Origin of the sequence: Croceivirga lutea, assembly GCF_014235875.1 — a bacterium.
In the GTDB taxonomy this organism is placed as follows: domain Bacteria; phylum Bacteroidota; class Bacteroidia; order Flavobacteriales; family Flavobacteriaceae; genus Croceivirga; species Croceivirga lutea.
In genome coordinates, this window is sequence record NZ_JACJUK010000005.1 from 184,423 (window position 1) to 200,460 (window position 16,038).

Genomic DNA, 16,038 nt, shown 5'->3' on the forward strand with positions numbered 1-16,038 from the left:
TTTACTCAAAACAATCCTGACAAGGCTTGCGACCAAAAGTATAGGTTAGAGTTATACCAGAAAACACGTACCAGTCATCACTGAAAAAATTTCCAAATCGAAATTGTTCAAAATTTGAACCTTCAGGATTGCTAGCATCTAGGTTATCTGTAAATGTATATCTAGCCCCAACTTCTGCTCCGAGTATAAAAAATTGACTCAGACGATATTTGGCCCCAACTGTCATTGGTATTGCAAAACTACCATCTTTTTGGCCAATATCCTGAATTTGTGCTGCATCAATATAATTAAAATCGTATCTAAAGTATGTTAACCCTGTATACAAATAGGGTGTAAAAGCAGGTCCTAGCTTGTGTAAATTGTATTCAACAAAATTTAATTCTAAGCCTAAAGAATATTCTAAAACACTGTTTTCTACCCGGTATCTTCGTTGTTGTCTAGCGGATTGACTCGACTTTGAATCATCCGCAACAAAGTTACCTTTGATAACACTAGCCCTAAATGCATATCTTTTAGCTTTATTCCATTTAAAAATACCGCCAAAAGCAATGCCAGAAGGAAGCACATAATTTGTTCTACCAACATCACCAATCATATTAGTGCCACCGCCAAAAAGACCAATTTCATAGGTTTGACTATTAGCACTAACACCTATCAAAAATGTTATTAGCAGTGCATAAAATGTTTTCATTGCTGAAAATTTACCCGATAAGTATTTTGGGATTTTACCTGTATTCACCATCATAAATGTTCTGCATTCTAAAACAAGATTTTTACCTAATTATTGTCTTAACAACTTAATTACGTTTGTCTTGACCCCACAGTAATTTATTTCTAATGGTTTTTAAGAAACTTTCAGATTTATATTCGACCATTTTAATAGAGAAATTGGCCTTTTTAATTTTAATTTCTTTTCCGTTTGGTATGGCAGCTATTCTAGAATCTAGAGAGACCAAATGATTTTCTTCTCTACCAGAAACCACTAATCTAATTTCAGTATCATCTGGAATTACTAATGGTCTTGCACTTAAATTATGTGGTGCTATTGGTGTTAAAACTATTGACTTTGTAGTTGGTGCTATTACGGGCCCTCCACAACTCAAAGAATAGCCAGTTGAACCAGTTGGTGTTGAAACAATTAAACCATCTGCCCAGTAAGAGGTTAAAAATTCGCCATTTAAATAGGTATCAACCGTAATCATAGAAGTAGTGTCTTTTCTACTTACTGTGATTTCATTTAAGGCAAAATTGAGTTCTTTAAATTCTTCGGTATGATCACTAATGCCAATTTCAACTAGACTTCTTTCTTCAATTGAAAATTTTCCGCTTTGAAATTCAGTAACCACCTTTCTAACTTCATTTTTGTCGAAAGTGGATAGAAAACCCAACCTACCCGTATTCACCCCAACAATGGGTATACCCAAATCTGCTACATAAGTTACTGCCCTCAACATAGTTCCATCACCTCCAAAACTAACAAACAAGTCAAATGAGGAATCTAAACCTTTGTGTTGCGTAAATTTTTGAAAATTACCCAGTGCAAGAGATTCAGCTAAATAATCGTAAAAATTAGCTTCAATTAAAACCTCTGCAGCTGCTTTCTTCAGTTCGTCTAGTAGGTCTAATACCGGGGCTATTTGTTGCCCTTCGTAAACCTGACCATATATAGCTACTTTCATTCTAGACATTCAAATACTTCTCTAAATAAGCTGACCGTTGTTTTAAGTCTTCCAAGAATTGGTCATCAGTATTTCCAAATTCTATATTGTAGTTGTAGCGTCTAAAAGTTTGCGTTACCTCATTTAAATTAGAAGCTCCTATTTTTAGGGTAATATGTACTACATCATTTTGACTATCAGAAATAAAAGCGCCTAAAACTTTAGTATTATTACTTTCTACAATTTGAGCCACCTCACTAAAAGAATAGTCTTTTATACCCTTTGACACTACTAAAATACCTCCAGGTTCGGTAAAGAAAGGAGTTCCTATAAACTCAGAAACCACATGGTTTAAATCATAATAACCTTTAACTAAACTATCTTCATCTAAAATGGGTAAAATGTTAGCTTCATTTCTTGCAAACTTTTCCAAAACATCTAACCAAGACGTTTCTGCTGTTACAAAAAACGACTCTAAATCATATCTAAATTGCTCTATTTTTTGATGAGACTCAAAACAAGCAAGGTCATTTTCAGATAATAACCCAATAAAGATATTATTCTCTGTTACCGCAACATGTGAGTATGTAGTTTCAACAAAAAAGTCGATTACCTTAGAAATTGAATCATTCAATTCAAATACCGGAAGCGTTGTTAATATGTGGTTTTGGATGTTCATAGCGCCAAATATTCTGCAAATTACAAATTAACCGTATCAAAAGCTGTGCCCAGTTCGTATTTTTGTGAACTGTTATCCCATAAAAATAGCTATGACCAAACTGAGCGTTAACATCAATAAATTGGCTACGTTGCGAAATTCTAGAGGAGGAAACGTTCCAAATCTTTTAAAATCAGTTCAAGACATTGAATCTTTTGGTGCGCAAGGCATCACTATTCACCCAAGACCAGATGAACGACATATTAAATACCAAGACGCTTTAGACTTAAAAAATGTTGTAACCACAGAATACAATATTGAAGGTAACCCTATACCCAAGTTTATAGATTTGGTTTTAAAGATTAAGCCCACACAAGTTACTTTAGTGCCAGATGCAGAAGACGCTATTACTTCTAATGCGGGTTGGAACACTGAAAAGCATTTAGATTTTCTAAAGGAAGTAATTGAAACTTTTAAATCTAACGGAATTCGCACCTCTATTTTCGTAGACCCCGACACCAAAATGGTTGAATGCGCTGCTAAAACTGGTACAGACCGCATTGAATTATATACTGAAAGTTTTGCCCATGCTTTTGCAATGGGGAATAAAGAAGGCATAATTCCATTTACAAAAGCCGCCGAAGTTGCCAACAAATTAAAATTGGGCATCAACGCAGGGCACGATTTAAACTTAGATAACATTAAATTTTTCAAAGAAAATATACCTAACCTATTAGAAGTATCTATAGGCCATGCATTAATATGTGAGTCTATCTATTTGGGACTAGAAAATGTGGTTAACATGTATATACATCGATTAAAATAATGGAGATTTTACATTCAAACATACTAGGCACAGGTGAACCATTATTAATTCTTCATGGTTTTCTTGGCATGTCTGATAATTGGAAAACATTAGGCTCTCAATATGCAGAAAACGGTTATCAGGTTCACTTAATAGACCAACGTAACCATGGTAAAAGCTTTTGGTCAAATGAATTTGACTATCAAATTCTGGCAGATGATATGAAAAACTACTTGGATTATCATCAATTAGAAAAAGTTTGTTTGATTGGCCATTCTATGGGCGGTAAAGCTGCCATGCAGTTTGCCTGTTCTTATTCAGATAAAGTTAAAAAACTAATTATCGCAGATATTGCCCCTAAGTTTTACCCCCCTCACCATCAACAAATTGTAAATGCTTTAGCCGTATTAGATTTATCTCAACTTAATTCCAGAAAAGAAGCTGATGAAGCCTTAGCAAAAAATCTTAAAGACTTTGGGATTAGACAATTCTTACTTAAAAATTTGTATTGGGTTGAAAAAGGAAAGTTGGGGTTTAGATTTAATCTAGATGTTTTAAAAGAAAAGATGGAAGAAGTTGGTGAAAATTTAATCAACTCAGAAATATATAGAGGGGACACTTTATTTTTACGAGGAGATAAATCAGAATACATTTCTAATAGTGATTTGAGCACCATAAAAAATTACTTTCCAGATGCGTTATTAGAAACCATTGACAATGCAGGACATTGGCTGCATGCAGAAAATCCAAAACAATTCTTTGAACGTACCATAAATTTCCTAAAAAGTTAAATTTGGTTATTATTTATTATGCATGCATAATTTTTTTACCGTAAAAATTGCGGGTATCGCAATTTTCACATAGATTTGGTTACAAAGGATTAACATAGAATTTAACTTAAACTAAACTCAGAATAAATGAAAAAAATGTTCTCCCTGCTAGCACTTAGCAGTCTAGTGTTGATTTCATGCCAAGAAGACGATGTAGTGGCAGATGACCCAATAGTGCAGGAAGACCCAGTAAATTATACCAGTGGTTCAGCAGATTTCTCTAATTATGTATCCATAGGTAATTCTTTAACAGCCGGTTTTTCTGACAATGCTCTTTTTATATCTGGGCAAGAAGCATCTTTTCCTAATATGCTAGCAAGCAATTTTGCACTAGCTGGAGGTGGAGCGTTTACCCAGCCATTAATGGCAGACAATCTTGGTGGACTTACTCTTGGTGGTAATCCCATATCTGGAAATCGTTTAATATTATCTTTTGCTTCTGGCAGTCCAACTCCAGTTCCAGTAAGTGGACAAGGTTCAACAGAGGTATCAAACAATGTAGGAGGGCCTTTCAATAATATGGGCGTTCCGGGAGCTAAAAGTTATCATTTATTAGCTCCTGGTTATGGCAATGTTGCAGGTGTTGCGGCTGGGTTAGCTAATCCGTATTACGCTAGAATGGCGACAGCAGCTGACGCCACTGTTTTAGGAGATGCAGCAAGCGTTGGCGCAACTTTCTTTTCACTTTGGATTGGTAATAATGATGTTTTAGGTTATGTAGTTTCAGGTGGTTCTGGGGTTGACCAAATTGGCAATCTAGACCCAAGCACATATGGTGGTTCAGATATTTCAGACCCAAATGTTGTAGCTGGTTCCATAGATGCCATTATTCAAACAATGAAGGCTAATGGAGCAGATGGTGTTATAGCCAATATTCCAGATGTCTTAACTATACCTTATTTAAATACGGTACCTCACAACCCAGTACCTTTAGATGCCGCGACCGCTACATTGTTAAACGGAGCCTATGCAAGCTACAATCAAGCATTATTAGCATTTGCCACAGATCAAAACCCTTTAGGAACGCCATTAATTTCTATGGAAGAAGCACAACAACGCACCATAAGTTTTGAGGCAGGTGAAACCAATGCTGTAGTAATTATTGATGAAGATTTAACAGATTTAACCGCAATAAGTCCTGCATTAATAAACATGCGTCAGGCTACTGCAGAAGACAAATTAGTTTTACCATCAAGCGCATTTATAGGAACGCTAGCTAATGAAGCTGATCCAACATCTATAAATGGTGTAGCCATTCCTTTAGCTGATAATTGGGTACTTACGCCTCAAGAGCAAGAAACAGCAGCTTCAGCAGTAATAGCTTTTAATGCAGTTATAAGTAATTTAGCAACAGCTTATGATTTGGCATTAGTAGATGCTAACAGTCTGTTATTAGAATTAAACAGCACTGGCTTTGTTCTAGCAGATGGTAGTGTGGTTACTGGCACATTTGGTACTGGTGGTGGATTTTCATTAGATGGTGTTCACCCATCACCCAGAGGTTATGCAATTATAGCTAATGCCTTTGTTGAGGCTATTAACGCAAAATTTCAATCTAATTTACCCGGCGTTAATCCGTTAGATTATACGGGATTATATCTAGAATAAATTAAAGAAAATACTATATTTACAGGGCATCCTAACGATGCCCTTTTTTTTTATGAAATTTCTTTTAAGAATATTATTAAGTGCGGGAGCCGTTTTAATACTAGCTAACGTTCTACCCGGAGTAACAGTAACTTCTTTTACAGTAGCTTTAATTGTTGCTATTGTATTAGGGTTATTAAACTTTATTGTTAAGCCTATTTTGGTCATCCTCACCTTACCAATTACCATTTTAACTTTAGGTATATTCTTATTGTTCATAAACGCGATAATAATTCTGCTTGCAGATGCTTTTATTGATGGCTTTGCCGTAAGCAATATTTGGTGGGCAATTATTTTTAGCCTTTTGCTTTCATTCTTACAATCTATATTCTTCTCACTTTTAAAAGAGGACAAAAAATCATAGTTTCTTTATTGATTTTCAGGAGCATAAAAACTTGCTGCATCAAAGAAAATGCACTACTTTTGCCATCCTTTTTTAAAATCAATTTGTAACGATGAATATCACCAAAGAGCAGTTAGATGATTTAAACGCAATTGTAAAAGTTGCTATTACCAAAGATGACTATGAAGACAAGGTGAACAAAATCCTTAACGACTATAGAAAGCAGGCAAATATTCCTGGTTTCAGAAAAGGACAAGTTCCAATGGGTTTAATCAAAAAACAATATGGTAGGGCTGTATTAGTAGATGAGGTAAATAAGCTTTTACAAGACAATTTAAACAAATACCTTACCGAAGAAAAATTAGATGTTCTTGGTAACCCGTTACCTAAACCACAAGATGATTTTGATTGGAGTGATGAAAATTTTGATTTTGAGTTTGAATTAGGTTTAGCACCTGATATTGATGTAAACTTAAAAACAAAAAAAGCAATAGTTAGCTATAAAATAGTTGCTGATAAAAAAATGGTAGACGAACAAGTAGAGCGTTTACAAAAGCAATATGGTAAGTTAGTAAACCACAATAAAATTGCTAAAAACTTTGAAGTTACTGGTACCTTCAAAAACGAGGCTGAAGAAATAGACAACAAAACAACTATTGAATTAGCAAAAGTAAAAAGCAAGAAAGCCATAGATGCTTTAGTAGGAAAAACTGTAGGCGAAACAGTGAGTTTAAAAACTAAAGGTTTATTTACTGAAGATTATTTACTTGCTTCTACATTAGGTATTGCATCAGATAAAGCAGAAAAATTAAATATTGACGTTGATTTTACAATTGAAGAAATTAACGAAAGAGAGTTAGCAGAATTAAATCAGGAATTTTTTGATAAACTATTTGGTGAAGGCAATGTTTCTTCTTTGGAAGAAATGAAAACTAAAATCAAAGAAGACTCAGAAAAACAATTTGAACAGCAAGCTGACCAAAAATTATTGAATGATATTACTGAAAAACTAATAGAAGACACAAAGTTTGAGCTTCCTGCTGCTTTTCTTAAAAAATGGATTCAGGTAAGTGGAGAAAATCCACTAACAGACCAAGAAGCTTCAGAAGAATATGAAAAATCAGAAAAAGGTTTACGTTATCAGCTAATTGAAGCACAACTAATAAAAGACAACGATATAAAAGTTGAATTTGATGAGTTAAAGGAATTTTCTAAAGGTTTCATCAAATCTCAGATGGCTCAATATGGCCACACTAACCCAACAGAAGAGGAGTTAGAAAATGTTGCTATGAGAATCATGAGTAATCAAGAAGAAGTTAAGCGTATTTCTGAACAATTAATGAGTCAAAAATTATTAGACCTCTATAAAGAAAAAGCAAATCTTAAAACTAAAGAGGTTTCTTATGAGAACTTTATAAAAGAGGCTTACAAATAGCATTATAAATAATGAGTATCTTTACGGTTCTGAAAAATAATATTTTCAGAACCGTTTTTTTATTTAAGAACTGCTTAAAATAGCTATGGATTACGCAAAGGAATTTGAAAAATTTGCCACTAAGGACCAAGGGGTAAACAGTATGTACTACGATAAATTAATCAGTAGCATGTACCCTGTAAGTATGACACCGAACATTATTGAAGAACGACAAATGAACATTGCCGTTTTTGATGTATTCTCAAGATTAATGATGGATCGTATCATTTTTATGGGAACTGGTATTAATGATCAAGTGGCTAATATTATACAAGCACAGCTTTTATTTTTAGAAAGTACAGATGCTAACAAGGATATTTCTATCTACATTAACTCACCCGGAGGAGGTGTTTATGCCGGTTTAGGCATCTATGACACCATGCAATTTATTAAACCAGATGTTGCCACAATTTGCACTGGTATAGCCGCATCTATGGCAGCGGTATTATTATGCGCAGGACAAAAAGGCAAAAGAAGTGGATTGCCACACTCTAGAGTTATGATACATCAACCTTTATCAGGTGCTCAAGGCCAAGCTAGTGATATTGAAATTGCAGCCAAGGAGGTTTTAAAAATTAAAGACGAATTGTACCATATTATCTCAGAACATTCGGGGCAAACTTTTGATAAAGTTTATGAAGATAGTGACAGAGATTATTGGATGAAAGCGCCAGACGCCAAGGAATATGGCATGATTGACGAAATTTTACAGCGAGAAAGAAATTAATTAAGATCTTGCAGGTTTAATTATATCCCCCGAAAAACATAAATATGGCTAAAGAGAATTTAGAGTGTTCCTTTTGTGGTAGAAAAAAACCAGAAACCAATTTGTTGATTGCTGGTTTAGATGCACATATATGTGATCGCTGTATTGAACAAGCCTATAGTATTGTTGCTGAAGAGTCAAAACAATCTAAAAGTAATGACCTTTCATCAGAGTTGGTACTAAAGAAACCAATTGAAATAAAGGAGTTTTTAGACACATTTGTAATTGGCCAAGAACGCACAAAAAAGGTAATGTCTGTTGCCGTTTACAATCACTACAAAAGATTATTACAACCAAAAGGTAAAGACCAAGATGTAGAAATACAAAAGAGTAATATTGTAATGGTTGGTCAAACGGGTACAGGTAAAACATTAATAGCCAAAACTATTGCAAGAATGCTTAATGTACCTTTAGCTATTGTAGATGCTACGGTACTAACAGAAGCTGGATACGTTGGAGAAGATGTTGAAAGCATTTTAACTCGTTTATTACAAGCAGCAGATTACAATCTAGAAAAAGCCGAGCGTGGTATTGTTTTTATAGACGAAATAGACAAGATTGCTCGTAAAAGTGACAACCCTTCTATAACAAGAGACGTATCAGGTGAAGGTGTTCAGCAAGGTTTATTAAAATTATTAGAAGGAACCACGGTTAATGTTCCACCTAAAGGCGGAAGAAAGCATCCAGACCAAAAATTCATAGAAGTTAATACTGAAAACATTCTCTTTGTTGCTGGCGGTGCTTTTGATGGTATTGATAGAATTATTACTAAACGTTTGAATATGCAAGCCATTGGTTATAGTGCTTCTAAAGCAGAAGATAACTTAGACCAAGAAAACTTGTTACAATACATTATTCCGAAAGATTTAAAGGAGTTTGGTTTGATTCCAGAAATAATTGGACGTTTGCCAGTATTAACACATATGAATCCTTTAGACAAGAAGACCTTACGTGCTATTTTAACTGAACCTAAAAATGCAATAATAAAGCAGTACGAAAAGTTGTTTGCTATGGACAATATTTCTTTTAGCATTACAGACCAAGCTTTAGACTATATTGTAGATAAAGCCATAGAGTACAAACTTGGCGCACGTGGTTTACGATCTTTATGCGAGGCAATTTTTACAGATGCCATGTTTGAATTACCAAGTACAGAAGACCAAGAATTTAAGGTTAGTAAAGCATATGCAGAAGAAAAACTCTCCATGGAGACGATTAAAAAATTAAAAGCTGTATCATAAAAAAAAGAGGCCAATAGCCTCTTTTTTATTTTTTTATCTAAAGAACTGTTACGTTAAACAGCTTTCTTAACAGCTTTGCTTAGTAGTTGACCACAAACCATATCAATAATTTTCTCATCAGTATACATTTCATGGCCAAAATTAGATACGTAGTCTAGCTCAATTCCTAATTTATCAGCCCATTCATTATTGGGAGCAAATTCATCATTACCACCATATAACAGGTTAATCTGGCAATTTGGCTTTTCATTTTCTAAGCGAATTCTTGTAGCCGAAACAAGATTTAAAGACTTTACTGGCAAACCTTCTAAAGCAGCTTTATAAGCAATGGTGCCACCAGTGCTAAACGCTAAAATGTGAGTGTCCTCAGTTACCTTTTTACGTAAATGCGCTACGGCGGTATCAATACCTCCGTTAACAAATGCCTTGTGTAAATTCTCTTTTGAACCCACTAACTCATTAATACCAGCCAATTGTTGACAGTCAAAAAACTCGATATCATAATATTGCTGAAGGTATCCAAAATAAGAGGTAATCCAGAGGCCTTTCTTAACCCCCCACATATCTGAAAGTATTACTAGTTTTTCTGTCATAATGATTAGAATTGTAAGATTTGAGTGACAAACATGACACACAAACGAGGCTTTTCACAAAATATTGGTTTAACTCTTTATTATTTCGATAAAATACCAATATTTAACGAAAACGTTTTCGAAAAACACCATTACCTCTTGTTAAACTAGAGTTTTACTTTGGTTTAACAGCAGTAATTCTTCAAGGTGGGTACGCTCATTAGATAGTCGTGGAATTTTATGTTGACCTCCTAATTTATTTTTAGACTTTAGCCAGTCATAAAATAATCGTTCTCTTGCTACATGAACTTTAGGCATACGCAAAGTTATGTTGTTATACCGTTTAGCTTCATAATCAGAATTTAAGGCTTTAAGTGCATTATCTAGAAGTTCTATAAAGTAATTAAGATTATCTGGGTGCTTGCGAAATTCAATAATCCATTCGTGTGCTCCTTTTTCATTGTCACGCATAAAAATTGGAGCCACGGTATAATCTTTTATCTGAGCACCTGTTTTTTGACAAACCTGTTCTAAGGCTTCTTCGGTATTTTCGATGATTAGCTCTTCACCAAAAGCGTTAATAAAATGTTTGGTTCTTCCTGTAATTTTTATTCGGTAAGGCCTTAATGAAGTAAAGCGAATAGTGTCTCCAATTTTATAACGCCAAAGCCCTGCGTTAGTGCTTATAACCATAGCGTAATTCACTCCAGTTTCTACCTCCCAAATAGGAATTGCCTCCCCATTTTGATGGCCTATTCCACTTAACGGAATAAATTCATAAAAAATTCCGTAATCAAGCATTAACAACAATTCATCAGAATGGTTGCAGTCTTGCATAGCAAAGAAGCCTTCTGAGGCATTATAAATTTCGTAATAATTAAATTTTTTTCTTGGCAACAACTTTTTATACTGCTCTCGATAAGGAACAAAACTTACACCGCCATGAAAATAGACTTCAAGATTTTCCCATATTTCAAAAAGATGATTTTTACCTGTAGTCTCTAAAACTTGATTTAATAAAACCAACATCCATGAAGGCACTCCAGCCAAGCTAGTTACATTTTCTTTTATACTTTCTTCTATTATAGCTGTAAGCTTTTCTTCCCACTCACTCATTAAAGAAACCTTATTACTTGGCGTACTGCTAAACTCTGCCCAAAGTGGCATATTATCAATTAAAATTGCCGACAAGTCTCCAAAAAAGGTACCATTGTGCTGGTATAGTTCTTTACTCCCCCCTAAGCGCAAACTTTTACCTGTAAACAGCTGAGAGTTTTCATTATTGTTAAGATACAAACACAATAAATCTTTGCTTGACTTGTAATGACAATCTTCTAAAGCCTCAGAACTTACAGGAATGAATTTACTTTTGGCATTAGTGGTTCCACTACTTTTTGCAAACCACTTAATTGGTGTGGGCCAAAAAATGTTATGCTCACCTCTACGTGAACGTTCAATCATTGGAGCTACAGTTTCATAATCTACAATTGGTATTTGTTCTTTAAATCGTTGATATGAAGAAATATCTGAAAACCCATATTGCTTACCTAGCTCAGTGTCAGTAGCAAATTTGACCAATTGCTGCATAACCTCTTGTTGCACATTGTCTGGGTATTTCAAAAAAAGTTCTATTTGATGGTACCTTTTTTTGAGAAGCCATGAGGCAATACTATTAAACAATGGTATGGGCATTTTAGGTATCTTTAGCTGGTACTAGCTAAAATAACCATATTTTTTTTCTTCAATACTAAAATACTATGCTTTACGAAGGCGTTTTACGCAAGATGAGGACCGAAATGGGTTCACCAATACAATATTACCTCATATTTGAATCTGATTTTTTAAACGTAAATCAGGCATTAGACAAAAATTTAAAAATCAATTTTATTAAATATCAATGCCTTAACTGCGGATTAGATAAAAAAATCTATCGTCAAGGCTTTTGCCAAAGTTGCTTTTTTGAAACCCCGCTGGCAGGAGATTGGATAATGAAACCAGAATTAAGCACGGCGCATTTAGATAAAGAGGACCGAGATTTGGCCTACGAAAAAAAAATGCAATTGCAACCACATATTGTTTATTTAGCAAATAGTAGTAATGTAAAGGTTGGAGTAACGCGTAAAAGCCAAGTTCCTACAAGGTGGATTGACCAAGGTGCTCATGAAGCTATTGAAATTGTGGAAGTTCCTAATAGATACTTAGCCGGAATTACTGAGGTTGCCTTAAAAGCGCATGTAAGTGACAAAACCAGTTGGCAAAAAATGCTCAAAAATGATATTAAAGATTTAGATTTAATTGAATGGAGAGCCAAACTAAAACCTTATATCCCTGAAGAAGCTTCTGAATATTTTATAGAGAATAACACAGAAACTAACATAGAATTTCCAGTTCTACAATATCCTGAAAAAGTAAAAAGTTTAAATCTCGAAAAAACACCAAGTTACCAAGGATTATTAAAAGGTATTAAAGGACAATATCTAATTTTTGAAGACCAGACCGTGTTTAATGTGAGAAGTAACGAAGGATATTATGTTGGTATCAACATTAGTTAATACCGTAAAAGACTAGTATTCTTAATTAGTAGAATCTTTTTTCTTTTTACCTAATAAACCACCTAAAATACTGGTAGCAGCATCTTTTACCTTATTATCCTTTTTACTAACAGAATCTTTTTGGATAGTATCGTTTTTAGTTCCATTTAATATTCCACCCACGACGTCTTCTATTTTAGTATCTGAGGTTTCTGCGCTTGTAAATGTGCTGTCTTTATCTGCTTTAATTAAATTATTCAATAAATCTTGGGCTTTTTCTTTACCCTTATCTTTTAGTTTTTGCTTTTGTATTTCTACAAGTTGATTGGTTAACTGCTTAACCCCAGAAGTTAAATCAGTGCTAACACTTGGGCTCGTATAATTGCCACCTATAGCCGCTGTAATTGGCACTGTTAAATTCTCAATAGTTTCATCATCTATCTGCCCTATAAGTTTATTTACCTCAGCACCCAAGTATTTTGCTGGCACATCTAAAACAGCTTCATATTGCAATTGAGCATCAAATGTATGACTCCCAGAAACATTAATAATAATGTCTTTATACTTTAAAGAAAAGGGCTTTACATTGACTTTACCATCATTAAATTGAAGAACTGTTTTTATATCCTTTAAATCTAGCTTCGTAAAATCTATGAAATCCAATTTGCTATCTAAAGCGTTTAACATTGGCTTATTTGCTGCGGTAATTTCTGTGCTTAATAACTCCGCCAACAAATCTCCAGATAGCGAAGCTAAATTAACCGTTAAATCATCTTTTAAATTACCAGAAAATTTTACGGTTGAGTTTAACTTACCTTCAAGTGCATTGGCCACGGGAGCTAAAACTTTAAACATTTCTATGGCTTTAAAAGATTCTGATATTTTAAAACCATCGATACCCAAATTTAAATCGAATGTAGAAGTAGCCTCTTTGGTAGAAACTGCACCATTGACACTCATTTTACCATCAAATAGTTCCGAAGTAAGATTTTCTAAAGTTGCCACTTGGTCTTTAATTCGTAATCGGCCATTTACATTCTTTAAATTTAAATTGTCATACACCACATTTTGGGCTGTTGCATCTACTGTAGCATTCAAAAAAGATGGTATGGTAATACGTTCATTAGCAACTGTAGTATCTTCTTCTTCATTTGAAGACGGTAAATTTTCTTCCGATTCAGTTACCATAAAATCGTTAATTGAAAAGGTATTGGATTGTAATTTAAAATTTCCTTCAATGTCCTCATTATTAAACATATACCCCAACAGATTGGTTATAGTACCATTAGCTTTAAAATCTGAATTACCTGTTTTGCCAGTAAATGAATTTAATGTTACCGTTTTAGGATTAAAACTCAGGTTAGCGTCTTCAATATCTAAAGGTTGTTTTAGTTCAGCAGACTCATAATGAAAATTCTGCAGACGAGCACTACCGCTAGTTTGGGTATTTTCATATTTTTTATTTTCTACAGAAGCCATATCAAAAGCGGTAGTTAAATCTGCTGTTAATAAACCAGATAAGTCTAAATCAGCCGGTACCGGGTAAGCTTTAGATAAATTGTTCAAATTAATGCTACCATCAGCATGTAAATTAACTTTAGTGTTGCCTAAGAGGTCTCTAATTTTTGATGTAAGATTAAACTTGTCATTATCTATTTGAAAACTTAATCTGTCTACATTTACATAAGTGTCTTCTGTGATACCAGTTTCATTATTAACTTTTACATCAATAAATACATTTTTAACTGCTTTAGGTAAATCAGGATATTTAAATGATGCGTTTGTTGAATTCAATTTAATAGTAAACGTAGGAATATGGGTGTCATCAACAATACCTTTAAAAGTACCATCAACTTCAAAATTTCCTGAAGTTTCTACATTTTCAATATTCTTAGCATATGCTTCAGGAATTACTGCTAAAAAGTTTTTAAAATCAGAAGACGGGGTTTTAAATGAAATGTCAACTTCTTGACTGTTCTCATTAACTTTTACAAAGCCATCAAAAACCAAAGGCAACTGATTAACCAAAGCTTCATTTTCTAAGAACGAATATTTGTTTTGATTTAAATCTATTCCCAATAAAGCTTTTAAGGCAACCTTGTTTTTGTTTAAATACTTTACACTGTCTAATTCAAAAGACACTAAAGCATTAGTCTGTGTCTGTAGCTTAGAATCTTCTAAAGATAAGTCTCCTGTACCCGTGTGATTCATTTCAGAAACGACTAAATGCATACCCGTAGAAAAATCATCATAAACAACTGATGAGTTAGTGATTGAATAAGATTGTAGGTCTAAGTTAAAATTAGTGGATTCTTCATTAGTTTGAGAAGTTGCCATTTCTTCTTCAATGGCTATATCATAATTAGCATTAGCTTCTTCATCAACCTTTATGTGAATTTTTGCCTTATCAAGAGAAAGTTTTTTTATTGCAATGGGTTCTTCTGCCGATTTAAACAATTCTTTAATAGACATATCTAGCTCAATATGGCCAGCTGAGAATAGTGTATCACCTGTAAATGGTGCTTTGTTCACCAAAGAGACAGCTTTTAAATCTACGTTAGCATTTGGGAAACTTTTTAATAAGCTCAAATTGGCATCGTCAAAATCTAGTGTGGCATTAATATTCTGGTTTACTTTATTCTTAATAATATCAGCAATCTTGCCTTCCAAAAAAAGAGGAAGAGCAATAAGTAAACCCAACAATACTAAAAACGTAAAACCAACTATTTTAAGAATCTTATTCTTTTTTTTCTTAGCCATAAAATATCTTATTGAAGAGCAAGGTAATGCCAGTAATTAATCTAACTGTATTTCTTCTCCTATTTTTAAGTTAAATCTAGTTCTTAATAGATATACGAAAAGATATAGAAAAGGGGTGTCTATAAATGCAATAAAAATCTTAAAAAGAAATCCGCTGATAACTAAACCATAGAATTTGTCCCAAGGTAAAACTTCAAAAATGCATAGTAAACCAACCACGGTAACTGTATCTACGAATTGAGAAGTAAAAGTTGAAAAATTATTACGTAACCAAAGCATCCTGCCTTTGGTAACTTTTTTCCAAAAATGGTAAATAGTAATATCTATATATTGTGCAAAAAGATACGCAAGCATTGAAGCTAGCACTCCTAAAGGAGACAATCCAAAAACAGTCGTAAAGGTTTCATCGTCTATTGGCGACGTAGGTATAGCCGGTGCTGCATTCGCTAAAAAAATGATACCCATAGAAAAAAACGAAGCAAAAATACCAGCAGTTACCACTTGGTTTGCCTTTTTTTGACCAAAAATTTCTGAAATCAAATCTGTAATTAAAAACGTAATTGGGTAGGGCAATATACCCACTGATATTTCGAATAATGGCGCACCAAAAATGGTAATATCACCAAAGGGCTGCCAATAGAAGAACTTTTGAAATATTAGATTTGACACCACTAAAGAAGTGATGAACAATGCACCTAAATACAGGTATATTTTAAATGCTTGTTTTTGGTCTTTCTGATTCATGGAGTAAAC

Annotated in this window: 15 protein-coding genes; 8 read left to right on the forward strand and 7 right to left on the reverse strand. The window is 33.8% G+C overall.

Translation table 11 applies throughout. The features are described from left to right. Window position 1: 1 nt before the first annotated feature. From porG to H5V42_RS10890, 3 genes are all read right to left on the reverse strand, one after another. Window positions 2-691: a type IX secretion system protein PorG gene (gene porG, locus H5V42_RS10880; protein WP_185783198.1), complete on the reverse strand. Its 690-nt coding sequence runs from the start codon at window positions 689-691 to the stop codon at window positions 2-4. A 106-nt stretch (window positions 692-797) separates the two neighbouring features. Next, window positions 798-1,679 (reverse strand): NAD kinase, encoded by an 882-nt coding sequence (locus H5V42_RS10885; protein ID WP_185783199.1) that lies wholly within the window; start codon window positions 1,677-1,679, stop codon window positions 798-800. 1 nt (window position 1,680) lies between these two features. Beyond that, window positions 1,681-2,337 carry a CBS domain-containing protein gene (locus tag H5V42_RS10890; protein ID WP_185783200.1) on the reverse strand — a complete coding sequence of 219 codons (657 nt, stop codon included), beginning with the start codon at window positions 2,335-2,337 and terminating at the stop codon, window positions 1,681-1,683. Window positions 2,338-2,428: 91 nt separating this feature from the next. Here H5V42_RS10890 and H5V42_RS10895 point away from each other — a divergent pair, with 91 nt between their 5' ends. The 7 genes from H5V42_RS10895 (at window position 2,429) to clpX (ending at window position 9,422) form a co-directional block, all read left to right on the forward strand. After that, complete coding sequence (locus H5V42_RS10895; protein ID WP_185783201.1) at window positions 2,429-3,142, forward strand: pyridoxine 5'-phosphate synthase; 714 nt, start codon at window positions 2,429-2,431, stop codon at window positions 3,140-3,142. After that, complete coding sequence (locus tag H5V42_RS10900; protein WP_185783202.1) at window positions 3,142-3,912, forward strand: alpha/beta fold hydrolase; 771 nt, start codon at window positions 3,142-3,144, stop codon at window positions 3,910-3,912. Before H5V42_RS10895 ends, H5V42_RS10900 begins: the two co-directional genes overlap by 1 nt. A 126-nt stretch (window positions 3,913-4,038) precedes the next feature. Further along, a complete protein-coding gene (locus tag H5V42_RS10905) occupies window positions 4,039-5,559 on the forward strand; it encodes a G-D-S-L family lipolytic protein (RefSeq protein ID WP_185783203.1) in 1,521 nt (506 codons plus the stop codon). Between the two features lie 52 nt (window positions 5,560-5,611). Then, on the forward strand, window positions 5,612-5,962 hold the full coding sequence (locus H5V42_RS10910; RefSeq protein ID WP_185783204.1) for a phage holin family protein: 351 nt from the start codon (window positions 5,612-5,614) through the stop codon (window positions 5,960-5,962). A 91-nt stretch (window positions 5,963-6,053) separates the two neighbouring features. Beyond that, window positions 6,054-7,376, forward strand: coding sequence for a trigger factor (tig, locus tag H5V42_RS10915; RefSeq protein ID WP_185783205.1), 1,323 nt, complete (start codon window positions 6,054-6,056; stop codon window positions 7,374-7,376). Between the two features lie 85 nt (window positions 7,377-7,461). Next, the gene (clpP, locus tag H5V42_RS10920; protein WP_185783206.1) at window positions 7,462-8,142 is read left to right on the forward strand and encodes an ATP-dependent Clp endopeptidase proteolytic subunit ClpP; all 681 of its coding nucleotides are present in this window, start codon (window positions 7,462-7,464) and stop codon (window positions 8,140-8,142) included. Between the two features lie 44 nt (window positions 8,143-8,186). Further along, window positions 8,187-9,422 carry an ATP-dependent Clp protease ATP-binding subunit ClpX gene (gene clpX, locus H5V42_RS10925; protein WP_185783207.1) on the forward strand — a complete coding sequence of 412 codons (1,236 nt, stop codon included), beginning with the start codon at window positions 8,187-8,189 and terminating at the stop codon, window positions 9,420-9,422. Window positions 9,423-9,475: 53 nt separating this feature from the next. Here clpX and H5V42_RS10930 read toward each other — a convergent pair whose 3' ends face one another. After that, on the reverse strand, window positions 9,476-10,015 hold the full coding sequence (locus tag H5V42_RS10930) for a hypothetical protein (RefSeq protein WP_185783208.1): 540 nt from the start codon (window positions 10,013-10,015) through the stop codon (window positions 9,476-9,478). Between the two features lie 141 nt (window positions 10,016-10,156). Beyond that, window positions 10,157-11,686, reverse strand: coding sequence for a GH3 auxin-responsive promoter family protein (locus H5V42_RS10935; protein WP_185783209.1), 1,530 nt, complete (start codon window positions 11,684-11,686; stop codon window positions 10,157-10,159). A 65-nt stretch (window positions 11,687-11,751) separates the two neighbouring features. Between H5V42_RS10935 and H5V42_RS10940 the strand changes: the two genes are divergently transcribed. Beyond that, window positions 11,752-12,546: a DUF2797 domain-containing protein gene (locus H5V42_RS10940; RefSeq protein ID WP_185783210.1), complete on the forward strand. Its 795-nt coding sequence runs from the start codon at window positions 11,752-11,754 to the stop codon at window positions 12,544-12,546. A gap of 21 nt (window positions 12,547-12,567) precedes the next feature. Here the strand turns inward: H5V42_RS10940 and H5V42_RS10945 are convergent, their stop codons facing one another. Next, a complete protein-coding gene (locus H5V42_RS10945) occupies window positions 12,568-15,285 on the reverse strand; it encodes an AsmA-like C-terminal region-containing protein (protein ID WP_185783211.1) in 2,718 nt (905 codons plus the stop codon). A gap of 36 nt (window positions 15,286-15,321) precedes the next feature. Beyond that, a complete protein-coding gene (locus H5V42_RS10950) occupies window positions 15,322-16,029 on the reverse strand; it encodes a queuosine precursor transporter (RefSeq protein WP_185783212.1) in 708 nt (235 codons plus the stop codon). Between the last annotated feature and the right edge of the window lie 9 nt (window positions 16,030-16,038).